The organism is Streptomyces yunnanensis, assembly GCF_029011865.1.
Classification (GTDB): domain Bacteria; phylum Actinomycetota; class Actinomycetes; order Streptomycetales; family Streptomycetaceae; genus Streptomyces; species Streptomyces yunnanensis.
In genome coordinates this window covers 9,903,124-9,916,177 of the sequence record NZ_CP095749.1, presented here as the reverse complement: position 1 = coordinate 9,916,177, position 13,054 = coordinate 9,903,124, and the positions used below count along the sequence as shown (strand labels likewise).

The following is a 13,054-nucleotide window of genomic DNA, read 5'->3' as shown; positions in this document are numbered from 1 at the left end:
CTAGCGTCGGACGTAGCTGGTCAAGGTGGCGCCGGTGAGGAAGACCCGGGAGTCGCGGAGCAGCCAGTCGGCGGGGGCGAAGGGGGCGCGGAACAGCGGGATGCCGCTGCCGAACACCACCGGGTAGCGCTTGACCACCAGTTCGTCGATCTCGCCCAGCAATTGCCCGGCCAGGCTCGCCCCGCCGCACAGCCAGATGCCCGCGCCCGGCTGCCGCTTGAGGTCGCGGACGAGCTCCACCGGGTCCCCCGACACCACCTCCACCTCGGGGTCGGTCCGGGGCAGGGTGGAGGAGAAGACGTACTGCCGCAGGTGCGGGTAGGGGCTGGTGACGCCGATCCGCAGGGCGAGATCGTAGGTGGCGCGGCCCATCAGGATCGTGTCGAAGACCTTGTTGGGCACGTCGGCCAGACCCAGTGCCTCACGGGCGTGGCCGGGAATCGTCTCGGGGTACTCGGTGAGGATCGCGTCCTTCAGGTCACCGTCGAAGCCGGAGGAGTCGGTCTCCCCGTCCGGTCCGGCGATGAAGCCGTCGAGGCTGCAGCCGATGTAGTAGGTGAGCCGGCGCATGGGCCGCCTTTCGGTTGTCGCTGGTTGGCCGTCGGGGCGCGGGCGGCGACCGACGAGGACGGTCCGAACCTAGGGCACGGTCGCCGCCCCGGGCATCGGTCACGGCGACCCAATGTGTCGGTCCGACCTACCGACCCTGCCGACTGCCGTCGTCAGCCATCGGCCTGGACGACTCCCCGATCGCGGCATAGCTCCGGCCGACCCGCTGGCGTCCGCGGATGCGTCTGTACCTGTCGTCCTTCCGCATCAGCCCGTGTGAGCACCTTCAGTGAGGCAGCACTCAAACTGGTGCAGGTGCAGGTCCATGCCTGGGGCCAGGGAGAGGCGCCGGGCCTGGGGCGTCGACTGTCAAGGCAGGGCCTAGAGTCGGTGACGCACCGTCACGAGCAGCAGGAGGTCCCGTGCCGTCAAGGCATCCTCAACACCGCACCGTTCAGGGCCGGCCCACCCGGCCCCGGCCGCTGGCGCCGATCCCCTTCGAGGTCGAGGCGGTCTTTCCGGAGTTGACGGGTACGGCCCGCGAGGTCACCCTCCTCTACCCCCGGGCCGGGCAGCCGGGCCCAGGGGACAGCTCCCTGGGCGGGCCACTGCTGTGGCCGGCGGACGAGCCTTGGCCGATGTGCGCCGCACCGGACCACTACAAGCCGCTCAGCGCGCCCGTCGGGCCCGAGCCGGTCGCGATGGTCCCGGTGGTCCAGCTCTACGCGCGAGACGTGCCCGGCCTCGTCTTCCCCGCCGGCACCGACCTGTTGCAGATCCTGTGGTGCCCGCTCATTCACGAGGACGACGCGTCTGCCGCCAACCCCCGGCTGACCTGGCGCAGCACAGCGCTGACTGCTGCCCGCGCCGCTGTCAGGGAACCGCCCCGCCCGCACACCGCGGACGAGGAGTTCCTGCCCCGCCCGTGCACGCTCTCCCCACACCGGCAGTGGAATACCCGAACTGGGACCTGCCGGAGGGACTCGGCGAGCTGCTCGGCCAGCGGTTCGAGGACCTGAAGGAGGAACGGGGCTACGACTACTTCGAGGTGGCCACCACGCAGCAGAGCAAAGTCGGCGGCTATCCCGGATGGACCCAGCCGCCCAACTGGCCCGACTGCACAGACTGCGGCACCCGCATGGAACACCTGCTCAGCATCACCGCAACCGAACCGGGCACCGGTCGCTGGCTTCCCCTGGACGACCGGGACCCCCGCCAGGACGAAGCCGCGGTCCCCTCCTGGCAAGCCGAAGCGGACCCCGCCGTCCTCGATACGTTCGGACACGGCATGGACCTGGGCGACCTCGGCGGAATGTACTTCTTCGTCTGCCGCATCTGCCCCCACACCCCCTACACCCACCGCTTCGACTGCTGAACCCGGCCCGGCCGCTCGAGCCATGGCTCGGTCAACTACCCGGGCTGGTCGGCACCAGTCCGGCCGGTGCCCCGGCCGCGACAGGGCCGTGAGGCTGGCAGGCACCCGAGGACTGGCCTACACAGACGTAGGCCACCGAGACAGCAGGCGGCGGGAACGGCCAGGAGCGGCCGGCAGAGCGGGCAGAGCGCAGCGCAGCGCGAAGGTGGCCAGTACCACCGAAGCCGGACCAGCCCGGAGGGCGAATCGCCGCGGGCGGCGCGCGGCGGTCGCGGCGACGAGATAGAACGCACCGCGCTCCACCCGGCGAAGGCAGCGAGCACGAGCACGTCAGCGACGTCGCCGGTGCTCCAGACGGCCAGGTCGGCCTCACCAGGCAGTGCAGCACAATCGCGTAGCCGTCAGTACCGACGTCCTCCGCGACGGCGAACGCGACGGCGGCCCCGAGCGAGCCGGCCACGACAACCAGCTCCGCCTGAACCCCTCCAGCGCGACAGTGCGCTGGAGCAGCACCAGGCAGCCGGTCGAGCACCTTAAAGGACCGGCAGGAACAGCTGATGCAGCCCACTGAAGCCCAGCTCCATCTCTGACTCGATGCCCTCGACGCGCAACACCCGCAGGCCCTGCGCGCGGGCGGCGGCGTGCTCCAGAAGCCCGGTCTTGCCAATGCCGGCCTCGCCGTGCACCAGCACGGCGCCGCTCTGGCCACGCAGGGCGTCGGAGAGCAGCAGCTCGATCCGCCGCAGCTCCTCGCCGCGCCCCTGCATCCGTCCCCCCCCCGGATCCACCAACCCGACCACCGTCGGACCTCGTTGAAGAAGCCGGCGTGGCCGACCCCATCCGTGCCGAGCGGCGTCGGGTTCGCCGACGGCGCCGCGCACGGATCGTCTGGCTCCACGGCCTCCGCCCCTCCAATTGATCACGACCCTGCACCGGCCCTAATCTCTATCGACGAGGGCCTGCCAGTCGCGACTGCGCGGCAAGTCCTCCACCAGCTGCACGAATTGGTCATGCAGCCGACCGTTGGTGACCAGCACCGACGTATCGCCCCGCAGCACGGACGTCCCTCCCAGATCGGTCACCTTGCCGCCTGCCTCCGTGACGATGACCGGCATCGGAGCCACGTCCTCGTACCCCATCGGCGGACCGGCGATGACGCCCGCGTCGGCCCAACCCGTCACCAGGGCCGCGATCATGCCGGTCGATGGGCTCAGGAAGACCCGGCGGTGGAGCGCGGAAAGGAGTTCCTCCGGCCAGCCGGCCGGGTTGTGCATCAGCGTCCGTGCCCCGCCCAGGCTGGTTCGCTCCGTGACCCGAGCGCGGCGGCCCGACTGTAAGTCCAGGTCCGGACCCGGCAGCACCCAGCAGCCCAGACCACGGCCCGCCACCACCATCTGCTGCCTCAGCGGCATGTTGATCACACCGATGGCCGGCTCGTGCTCGTCCTCATAGGCGAGATCGTTCGAGAACAGCGGCACCGGTGAGTGAAGTACGTGGTGCCGTTGATGGGGTCGATGATCCAACGCCGTCCCGTTGACCCGCTGGTCGCACCTCCCTCCTCACCGAAGATTCCGTCGTCCGGCACCCGGCTACTCAGCTCGGCTCGGATCAACTCCTCAACCGCCACGTCGATCTCGGTGACCTCGCTGTCGTCCTCCTTGCGACGGCTGCGCCAGTCACCACCGAAGAATCCCTCCGCGGACATCTGCCCAGCACGACCGGCCAGGCGAACAGCGAAGTCCAGGAGCTCACGGTCAACGGGAGGAGCATCGAACGCATAGTCCATCCGGCGAGCCTTTCACGACCTCCATGACGCGTGAGGCCAGATCAACTTCTTACGTCGCGGAGCCAGCGTTGATCACGACTCCGCACAGGCTCCAGGACGGCGCTCGGGCGGGTCGGCCGCCAGTGCTTGGTAGAGGGGCCCTGCCCCGTGATCCTGGACACGGGGCAGGGCCACAACCGCGCACCGCCTCATCCGGTACGGCCCCCGGATCACAGGCTCGCCTTACCGGTCGCACCGGGATCCGCCCGCTGGCCGGCCGGGATTGGCCGCCGGCCAGCGGACCCGCGGCCAACCCTGGCCGCGATTCAGCCTGCTGCGCACTGCGTCCCAGCGTGCGACGTGGACGTCGACCCCTGCTCGGCTGCCGACGTGCTTCAGGCCACGGAGTGACGCTCCGCCAAGAGGTCCCGCAGTCTCATCGCCGGCGAGGACCACGGTGAAACCGTGGCAGTCCGCCCCAGTGCGTTGTTTCAACCAGTGGTCGAGGTGGGTGTGGTGGAAGCCCCCATCACTCCCTGCGCCCGTGGGTCGGACGGGCGCGCTCCCTCACCGCGATGGATAGTCGACTTCCCAGTGCCGGTACGTCGCACGGCGCTGGCCCTCGTCGGTGTCCTCGTCCATGTTCGGCGGCGGGCAGTAACCCGAGATCAGCACCCTTTTGTGGTCCGGGGAGAAGGATGTGGTGAACGCCGCAGGCAGCCTAGGCTTCGTTGTGTTTGGGCAGAAGGCGGGGAAGGGCAGGGGGACGACGGGCAGGATGCGGTGGGCGGTGGGCTCCCAGAAGAAGAGCCACGTGCCCTGTAGGACCGCCGCTATACGGCCGTCGTCAGCGACCGGCTGGATCGGGCTGTGCCAGGTGCTGATGGTCTTGTCGGCGATGGTGCCGCTGAGCACCGGGGGCGGCTGCCCGGGAGCGGTGGCGGCACTGGGCAGCGGGCTGGTGCGACGGTAGTCCAGCAGCAGCGCGTGGGTGAACGAGCCGTAGAGGATGCGGTCGTGGCCGACCAGGGAGATGCCCGTACCGGGAAATTGCACCTGCTGTTCCATGCGTAGCGTGGCGGCGTTCCAGATGATCGCGCAGGAGTCGAGCGCGGTGATCAGCTCGCTGCCGACGAAGGCCAGGTCGCGGGCGCCGGCCTCGCACGCGGGGGTGTCGTCCAGCCAGTGCGGTGAGCCGTTGCCGTGCATGTCGTAGACGCCGATCGAGTCCGTTTGGAGGGCGACCAGGCGGCCGGTGCGGTCGATGGCGAGCTGGTTCGGCCTGATCAGGCCGGCGCCCAGGGCGATGGAGGTCCGGACAGGGCGCTGGGCGACGGGGGCGGAGGGATGGGCCGTGTCCATGACGGCGAGCTCGTTGAGGCTGGCGGCGGCGAGCCACCGGCCGCCGGGGTCGAAGGCGAGCTTCACCACGCGGCCCTTGAGGCCCGTGAGCCGCCGTGGTGCGGAGTGCCCGGACGAGAGGTAGACGTCGCCGTTCAACGTCCCGTACGCCACGCTGCCGATGCCGGCCGCGACCGTGGTGACCCGTTCCCCTGCCACCGTCCCGGGCAGCGCATGCAGACGGGGCGCGGTCACCGGCTGGGCGGGGCTTGCAGAGCCGGAGCCGTCCTGTCCGAGCCGGAGCACGATGAGGGACAGGAGTACTCCCGCCGCCGCTGCCGCGGCCAGGACAGCGGCGAGCGCTCGTCCGCCCGTCGGACGTCGAGGGGTCCGCGCCTTCATGACGTCCCGCTCGGCTGTACTGTCGCGGCACCGCTCCCGTCGGGCCTGAACCAACGGCCGCTGTGGGGGTTCAGCTCCCAGACGGTCGCATCGGTGGGGCGGGTCATCGTGGTGAACAGCTTTCCGCCGTCCTGTATGACGACGGTGCGCTTTTGGCCGTCCTCCACCAGGTCGACCGCGAGTTTCCACTGCGCCGCACCGTGCGTGATCCGGGCTGTGACCAGGAAAGTCTCCAGGTCCCCGGCGGGCACGGTGAAGTCGGGTGGCACGCTCTTGCCCGCCTTGTCGTAGAAGCCGCGGGGCTGTGGCTTGTCGAGATCGATGTTCACCGAGTGCACCTTCGCCTCGCCCTGGGTAGTGCACTCGGTCACGACGACGTGGGAGGCAGGTCGGCGGGAGACCACCTCTGCCCGTATGCCGGTGATCAGAGCGGTGTTCGAGCCGCTATTGGTCACCGTCAGCTGCATGGTCGTCCGGCCCTCGTCCACGCTGTCCCGGGCTCGCGCCCAGTTCCAGAAACCCGCGCACCCTTCCCGCGGTTCAGTGCCGTCGAACCGCGCGGCGGGCACGAGCTGGATGAGATCCCCTTCGGCATCGAGACGCATGGGGTCGGTTTCCGCGGACAGGGAGACCTTCGACGAGGCGGGCCACAGGTGCACCGCTCCCGTGAACACGGCTGTGGCGGCGGCCGCCGCCAGGGTGGTGACGATGGTGGAGGCTGCCAGCCCGGGTATGGTGCGCAGCCAGCCCGCCATGCGTGCGCCTGCCGCCGCGGGTGCTGCCTCGTCGTCATCCGGTGCGGGGGCCGAGGCAGCACCGGCCGTCGGGGGAGCGTCGCCTGTGCTGCCTCTACGGTTCGACGCGGGCGGCTCGCCGTCGCCCCTGGGGGCCGGCTCGGCGTCCGGAGGGCCGGAGCCGTTGTCTCCTGTGGTGCCGCCTTCTCCCGCGGTAGGCGGTAACCCTGCCGCCATTCGACCACCCCCAAGGCCGCTTTTCTAAACCGAACTCAGATGATGCCCGGCTCCCCGAACTTCACGCCTCAACCCGCCGCCCGCCCGGCCAGGTCCAGCGCCAGGCCGCAGCACAAAGGCCGCCCACCGCGACGGCCTTCACGAGCAACACGAGGCGCTGAGGCGCAGGCACCGGGCGGATCACCCGGCAGCTCGCCGGACACGGCCCCGCGGCGTACTGGGCCGCCGAGCCCTCCCCCGCCATGGCCGCCCACCTGAAACACGCGAACCTGCCCGGCATCCACGTCGTCGAAGCCGACGCGCTGATGCTCCCACTGCCCGACCACGGCGCCGACGTCGTCGTCGAGCACGAGGTGTTGCAGTTCGCCGCCGATCCGCTGCTCGCCGTCGAAGAGGCGCCGCGCGTCCTGCGTCCCGGCGGCCGGCTCGTGCGCCTGCTGCTGCACCCGGACGGCTCCAACCCACTCACGGATATCGACGCGGCCTACCGCCGGGCGGCGTTCGCCGACGGCCCGCGGCCGCTGTTCCTTGGCAAGGGCACCGACCAGCGCGTTACAGCCCACCTCGCCGCCCTCGGACGTCCCACCCGGACCCAGACCTTGGCGGAGTTCACCCAACACCGCACCCCGCAGCAGACCCTCGACGCGCTCGCGGACCGAGCCTGGCTCTACCAGCACCAGCTCACCAACCTCCGTCACCAGCGCGGCATGACGGCCGCACGCCAGATCGCCGGCCGCATGACGCAGGGCGTGGCCGCCCCCTACACGCTCCGCGCTCTGATCACGCCCGCCGACCAGCAGGTCCGCTGATGTCCCACTTGCCGGACCGACACCAGTGGATCAACCAACTGCCCGAGGCTGCCGGGCTGTTGGAGGAGGGATCCGTGCCCGTCCTGCGGCCCGCCGAACGGGAGCGCGCCGCATGGTGGTCGAGCATCCTGCGCACCTACCCGGACCCGAACCTCCGGCAGAGCCCGCCACCGAGGGCGAGAGTGGCGAGCCTGTCAGGGCACCATCCTGGACGGCACCACCGGCCTGACCCTCATCCTGACCGCCGAGCACCCCGAACAGCGCAGCACCATGGCCGATGTCCTGTCCCTCATCTGGGACAGCCTCCTGGTCGACGCCGACGGCTCCGCCGCGCATGCCTCCCTCGGCGCCGTGACGCTGTGCGGACTCAGCGGACCGGCCGAACACACCCTCGACGGGACGTTGCTGGCCGGCGGGTGCACGCCCACAACATGCAAGACCGATCCGAGCGGCCGCACCCGCCCCGTCGCACCGCACGACCTGCGCACCCGCTTCCTGGGCTTGTTCGTGTGCAACGCGATCACCCTCGGCGAGGCCGAGCAATATCCGTCCGATGTGAACCTCGCCCTGGACGCCGTGGAGGGCCATCCGCAGGCGGTCCTCGGGCTGCTCCGCGGTGATCTGACCACCAGCGGCCACGAGCCCCTTCTCACCGCCGCGACTCTGCACTCCGGCGCCCTGCTCGGCCAGATCGCCACCCTGCTGGACACCAACGGCCACCGCCGGGGCGTCCGCGGCCCCTCGGCAATCCTGCTGGGTGACCCCGAACAACAGCTCCACGCACCCGACGACACGGGCACGCCGCCCGCCCCATCGCCGCCCGCGAGCAGCCGCGCGCGGGCCGATACCGGAACCCTGGACCGCTGGCGCGTACGGCTGGCCAACGCCGAAGCCCTCGAACGCGGGTTGCTCGTATCCCTCGGCCGGCGCCCCGACGCGGACCTGTCCGCCTGCCTGGAGGAGATGACCTCCCACCACCAGGCAGCCTTGGACGTGCTCCTGGCCGCCGTCCGTAGCCCGGACGAGGCGTGGGAGGACCGCATCGAGGAGCTGAGCCTCCGCTGGGGGCACGCCGTGCTCGGGATCCTCAGCCGCACCCGCGGCGGCGCGTTCTCCCGCCAGCTCATCGCCTCCCGCGCCCACCACCACACGACGCGCTGGTCCCCCGCTCCCACCTGCAGTGGCTGCCGCGCGCCACGGGCGTTTGAACACCTGACCAGTCCCCCCGGACTCACCGATCTACACACTCTGCGATGCCCCAAGTGCGGGCCCGCCCTCAGCCTCCCGTCAACCCTGCGCCCCCTCGACGCCGACGCCCCGCCGGCGCTGTTCCCAGGTCAACCGACCGACGTTCATGTCACCTTCCCCGAGCGGGCCCGGGGCCTGTTCGCCGTCCATCTGCGGCCCCGCTCCACCCGGCGCGGATCCTACGATCACGCTGTCCTGGCCGCCACCCCAGGCCGGAACACGGTCACCCTCACGCTGCCCGAGGAGCCGTTCCCGGAACAGGACCGGCTGCGGGTCGTGCACACGGACAGGTTCCACGTCGCCTACCACCAGCACCGCGTTCCCCTCCTGCCACACCACAACGGCACCAACCACCAGCAGTAACCGCATCCGGCCGGACCGATACACGGCCGGCTATCAGCACCGACAAGAGCGAGATCGAAGCGCATGATCGTCTGGATCAACGGCCCCTTCGGAGGCGGCAAGAGCACCACCGCCGCTCTACTCCACCAGCAACTCGCCAACAGCCTGGTGACCGACCCCGAGGAGGTCGGCTTCCTGCTGCGCAAGAGCATCGGAGACCACCCCAGCCAGCAGAAGGACTCCCAGGACTACCCTATGTGGCGCACCCTGGTCGCGGGCGTCTGTGCCGAACTGGACCACTACACCCAGGGTGGCCCGGTCATTGCCCCGATGACGCTGCTGCGCCGCGACTACCCCGACGAGATCTTCGTCGCCCTGGCCAAGGGTGGCGCCGAGATCCGCCACCTCCTCCTACACGCCGATTCCGACACCATCCGGGCCCGCATCGAGGCCAGCATGGAGTTCCCTGATAGCGAAGAGCGCAGCGAGAAGGTCCGCGCCTTCCGGCGCCGCAAGCTCGACGACTACGAACAGGCGTACACGACCTGGCTGGGCGAGCGGGCCGACGTGATCGACACCACCACGCTCAAACCCGACCAGGTCGTTGCCCAGGCCCTCGCCCTCCTGCGCCGCCCGTGAACAGGGGCGCGATAACCCGCATGACCGGGCCAGCCGAGATCATCGCCGACCACAGCTGGCCCGGAACGTCCACCACGGTTCTCCGTCTCCGGGCCGCCGACGGACGGCAGATGATCCTCAAGGGCAACACCAGCACCGACAGCTTCCAGCGGGCCCCCTGCGGCAGGCCCGGGTAGCAGACCACCTACCTGCCCCTGGAGGGCCTCCAGAGGGGGCGGCACGGTGAAAGCCGGCCCCGTGGGCGTCGGGGTGGCGGCCGGGGTGGGGGTGGTCAGGTAGGGCAGGGCCGACTGCACAGGCACCTGACGGCGGGTCGGGATGGTCATCGTCGTCTCTCTCGGTCTCGGTTGCTGCCACGTCCGGCTGGACGTGGCAGGCGCTACCGTCGCCGTCTGACCCCGCCCGATCCAGTTCTCGCGAAAATCACTGACTGCCCAGCTCAAAGCAGGTTCTGACGGGGATTCGCGAGGAGTGGACCGCGGGATGCGGGATGCTAGGCGCCGGGGACGACGCACGTTGCAACGGCACTGGGTTAGCAGCGCAAGCTGCGGTGGAGCGCCGAGAGCTTGTCGATCGACCGACACCCATTCAATAAAACGAGAGGACCCTGAATTCGCCTCAGAAGCTGTGTCACATCTCTTGATCGGTGATGCTGTGTGCTGGTTGGTGATGGCGTGTTGGTCGAGTAGCTCGTAACCGTCAGCGGTGGTGACGGCGTGTGGGCAGCATGCGGCCGTGTAGGTGGTTGCTGACCTCGTTGCGACGTCGCTTTGAGGGGAATACGCGTGCTCGAAGGCGGTGTTGGTGGGAACACGACGACCAAGCCCCCGGCACCCGACGAAAGAGCCTCCATGCCGCTCAACCTGCCCGAAGGTAAGCGTCTCGCCGTCAACATCGGCGTCGACTTCGACGCGCAGTGCGCGCCCAACGGAGACACATCCAAGCTCAGCCCCGCGTTTCTGTCACGCGGAGATTTCGACGTCGAGGTGGGCGCCCCGCGCCTGCTCGCGCTGTTCGGGAAGTACCAGATCCCGACGACCTGGTGCACACCTGGGCACACGTTGATCACCTTCCCGGACAGCATCCGGTCGGTGCTCGACCACGGGCACGAGATCGCCGCGCACGGCGCGTACCACGAGTCGGTGCCCTCGCTCACCGAGCGGGAGGAACGGCGGCTGATGGAGTTGCAGCTCAGCCAGCACGAGAAGATCGTCGGCCAGCGCCCCCGCGGGTACCGTTCACCGGCCTGGGACTTCTCCGACTCCACACTCGGCATCCTCGAGGAGTTCGGCTTCGCCTGGGACAGCTCGTTGATGGGCCGCGACTTCATCCCCTACCGGCCGCGCCCCGTCGTGGTTCACCGCGAGGAACCCCACGAGTTCGGTCCGCCCAGCTCGGTGCTCGAACTGCCCGTGTCCTGGTACATGGACGACGTCCCCGCACTCGACCACGTCCCCGGGATGCTCGCCGGGCTCATGTCGACCGAGGGGGTCTTCGCGCGGTGGCGGGACACCTTCGACTACGCCTACGAGAACGAGCCCGGCGGCGTCGTGACCCTCACCGTGCACGGCCTCGTGAGCGGGCGGGCACACGCGATCACGATGCTGGAGCGATTCATCCGCCACACACGGCAGCACGACGACGTGTGGTTCGCGACGCTGAGCGAGATCCACGACCGCTGGAGCGACTGAGCGCATGAGCCGGGCGAGATCCATACCGGACTCGCGCACCTGCGCCAGGGGGGGCACGGGCGGCGGACGGATCCCGGAGCCGCCTGGAGGCATCCTCAACGCCCCCGCCCAGCATGTCCTTCCGTACTCCGGTCAACGACTCCATGTCGCCCGCCAGGACACGCAGCAGCGTCGTCTTGCCCGCCCGGTTCTCCCCCTGGCCAGGAGCCGCTGCCACGAGCGCCAGCGGCCTGTCCAGGAAAAGCCGTTCGCCGATCGCTATCCGGTCGAGCTCGGCGAGCGAAGAGTCGACGGAACACACTCCGCCCGCCGCCGACAGCGCGGCCCTGCGGCGCACAGGACCAGACGGCAACCAAGCAGGACGATGGCTAGCGGTAGTTTGTTAATCAGGGTGGTAGAGGTTGATGGGTCTGCCTGTGGTGACCGCATCGATCAGTGCCTGTAGTTGGTTGGGGGGTGGTTCGTTGGACCATGCCTGCCACCAGCGCCGTAAGGTGATCGACGGAGTCAGCCAGCTGCGGACTGTGCGAATCGCCTTGGGCCAGCAGGGTGGTTGAGGCTGGTGGGAAGGGGGTGGCCCCCCTCTCTGTCCGCTCGTTGCGGCGGTCTGTTGCGTCGGTTGGAGACTCCGGTGGGGGTTCGGGTGGGTCTGGTTGGTCGAACCAGGCGTCCCAGCAGAAGGAGAACGCGCAGTTGACCAGGGTCTGGTGGCGGCGGATCGCGGTATCGGAGCGTACTTGGAAGTCGGCCCAGCCGAGTTCGTCCTTGACTTGTTTGTAGCTTTGCTCGATCCAGTTGCGGACGGCGTAGATGCGGACGACTTCGGCGAGGTCGGCCGGCGGGTAGGGGCTGTCAGCCGCCCGCGGGCCCTGTGGCCGGGGCAGGTCGGTGGCCAGGTACCAGGTGCCCTTGTCCGGCAGTGTGGCTGGGTCGGTGGTGGCCACTACCAGCCGTGTTGTTCCCTCCGGGCCCCACCATCCCAACGTGGCGTCGGCGGCCCACCAGGTAACGGTGTGTCCGTCGCGGAAAGTGCGGGTGACCGGGCTCCAGTCGCGGGGGTCGTCCGGACCGTTCCACGCCAGGCTCCGGGCAGCGTCGAGGGGGGTGTATGCCTGGTCGCCGTAGGCCCACACCCCGCGACGGCGTTTGAGGGCCATGACGAACGGCACCCCTGCTTGGCTCAGTTCGCCGCGGAAGGCGTCCACGTCGCCGTAGGCGCAGTCCGCGACCGCTGCGCGGAACGCGATGCCCGCGGCTTGCGCCTGGCCTGCCAGGGCAGCGGCGATCCGCCATTTTGTGCGGAAGGCGGGGTCGTTCTTGCCCTTGGGGAAGTGGTGGGCCGGGGTGTAGGGCACCGCGTGCAGTGGGTAGTACAGGCGCTCGTCGGCCCACAGGGTGGTCACGGTGACCACACCGTTGTCGGTCTTGCCGTACCGGCCCAGCCACTGGTGGCCCACGTGTGCGGTCGCTGTCCCGTCCTTGCGGTCGCCGGAGTCGTCGATGACCAGCACACCCTGTTCGTGCGGCGCGGTCGCGGGGTCATCCAGAAGAAGTTCCAGGCGCCGGTCGTTGACCCGTTCGCAGTCCCATGTCGACTCCGACAGGAAGAACTGCAGACGCTGCACGGCACGGTGCTGGGCCCCGACGACCGGCTCGGCGCCCGCTAAAGACGTCAGTGTCTTGTTCCGATCCCGCGGTGCGAGCAGGCCCGTCAAGTACTGCCGGAATCCTCTGCGTTGAGCCAGCGTGCCGAACAAGTCGTCGAAGCGAGCGGCATAGCCTTCCAGCGGACCCGGCGCTGGCGGGCACGGAACACGAGCGGTCATGACACCACACCCCCTACAAGGAGCAATAGCGCAGACACACTCCGCCGTCAACAAACTACCGGTAGAACTCGCCCCGGAAGCGTGACGCTTCCGCGA

The 13,054-nt window shown here is 69.7% G+C and carries 13 protein-coding genes and 1 pseudogene; 7 read left to right on the top strand and 7 right to left on the bottom strand.

Annotated elements, in window-relative coordinates; translation table 11 throughout:
* Window positions 1-570, bottom strand: a complete 570-nt coding sequence (locus MOV08_RS43390; protein ID WP_275305713.1) for a dihydrofolate reductase family protein — start codon at window positions 568-570, stop codon at window positions 1-3.
* 401 nt (window positions 571-971) lie between these two features.
* Here MOV08_RS43390 and MOV08_RS43385 point away from each other — a divergent pair, with 401 nt between their 5' ends.
* Both MOV08_RS43385 and MOV08_RS43380 read left to right on the top strand, forming a co-directional pair.
* Window positions 972-1,568, top strand: a complete 597-nt coding sequence (locus MOV08_RS43385; protein ID WP_275311634.1) for a hypothetical protein — start codon at window positions 972-974, stop codon at window positions 1,566-1,568.
* Window positions 1,499-1,924, top strand: coding sequence for a hypothetical protein (locus MOV08_RS43380; protein WP_275311633.1), 426 nt, complete (start codon window positions 1,499-1,501; stop codon window positions 1,922-1,924). The genes MOV08_RS43385 and MOV08_RS43380 overlap by 70 nt, the downstream gene beginning before the upstream one ends.
* A gap of 533 nt (window positions 1,925-2,457) precedes the next feature.
* Here MOV08_RS43380 and MOV08_RS43375 read toward each other — a convergent pair.
* The 5 genes from MOV08_RS43375 to MOV08_RS43355 form a co-directional block, all read right to left on the bottom strand.
* Window positions 2,458-2,691, bottom strand: a complete 234-nt coding sequence (locus MOV08_RS43375) for an ATP-binding protein (RefSeq protein WP_275311632.1) — start codon at window positions 2,689-2,691, stop codon at window positions 2,458-2,460.
* A 171-nt stretch (window positions 2,692-2,862) separates the two neighbouring features.
* Window positions 2,863-3,402 carry an inositol monophosphatase family protein gene (locus tag MOV08_RS43370; protein WP_275311631.1) on the bottom strand — a complete coding sequence of 180 codons (540 nt, stop codon included), beginning with the start codon at window positions 3,400-3,402 and terminating at the stop codon, window positions 2,863-2,865.
* Window positions 3,342-3,629: an inositol monophosphatase family protein gene (locus MOV08_RS43365; protein ID WP_275312052.1), complete on the bottom strand. Its 288-nt coding sequence runs from the start codon at window positions 3,627-3,629 to the stop codon at window positions 3,342-3,344. The genes MOV08_RS43370 and MOV08_RS43365 overlap by 61 nt, the downstream gene beginning before the upstream one ends.
* 627 nt (window positions 3,630-4,256) lie before the next feature.
* Entirely contained in the window at window positions 4,257-5,432 is a 1,176-nt protein-coding gene (locus MOV08_RS43360) for a hypothetical protein (protein WP_275311630.1), read from the bottom strand.
* Complete coding sequence (locus MOV08_RS43355; protein ID WP_275311629.1) at window positions 5,429-6,187, bottom strand: hypothetical protein; 759 nt, start codon at window positions 6,185-6,187, stop codon at window positions 5,429-5,431. The genes MOV08_RS43360 and MOV08_RS43355 overlap by 4 nt, the downstream gene beginning before the upstream one ends.
* A gap of 389 nt (window positions 6,188-6,576) precedes the next feature.
* Between MOV08_RS43355 and MOV08_RS43350 the strand changes: the two are divergent.
* The 5 genes and pseudogenes from MOV08_RS43350 to MOV08_RS43330 all read left to right on the top strand — a co-directional run.
* Window positions 6,577-7,212, top strand: a pseudogene (locus MOV08_RS43350) (class I SAM-dependent methyltransferase); the annotation flags it as partial.
* Window positions 7,213-7,482: 270 nt separating this feature from the next.
* Window positions 7,483-8,823: a hypothetical protein gene (locus tag MOV08_RS43345; protein ID WP_275311628.1), complete on the top strand. Its 1,341-nt coding sequence runs from the start codon at window positions 7,483-7,485 to the stop codon at window positions 8,821-8,823.
* A gap of 63 nt (window positions 8,824-8,886) precedes the next feature.
* The gene (locus tag MOV08_RS43340) at window positions 8,887-9,441 is read left to right on the top strand and encodes an AAA family ATPase (RefSeq protein ID WP_275311627.1); all 555 of its coding nucleotides are present in this window, start codon (window positions 8,887-8,889) and stop codon (window positions 9,439-9,441) included.
* Window positions 9,442-9,461: 20 nt separating this feature from the next.
* Window positions 9,462-9,617, top strand: a complete 156-nt coding sequence (locus MOV08_RS43335) for a hypothetical protein (RefSeq protein ID WP_275311626.1) — start codon at window positions 9,462-9,464, stop codon at window positions 9,615-9,617.
* A gap of 675 nt (window positions 9,618-10,292) precedes the next feature.
* Window positions 10,293-11,132, top strand: a complete 840-nt coding sequence (locus MOV08_RS43330) for a polysaccharide deacetylase family protein (RefSeq protein ID WP_275311625.1) — start codon at window positions 10,293-10,295, stop codon at window positions 11,130-11,132.
* A gap of 386 nt (window positions 11,133-11,518) precedes the next feature.
* Here MOV08_RS43330 and MOV08_RS43325 read toward each other — a convergent pair whose 3' ends face one another.
* Window positions 11,519-12,958: an IS701 family transposase gene (locus tag MOV08_RS43325; RefSeq protein WP_275309516.1), complete on the bottom strand. Its 1,440-nt coding sequence runs from the start codon at window positions 12,956-12,958 to the stop codon at window positions 11,519-11,521.
* Between the last annotated feature and the right edge of the window lie 96 nt (window positions 12,959-13,054).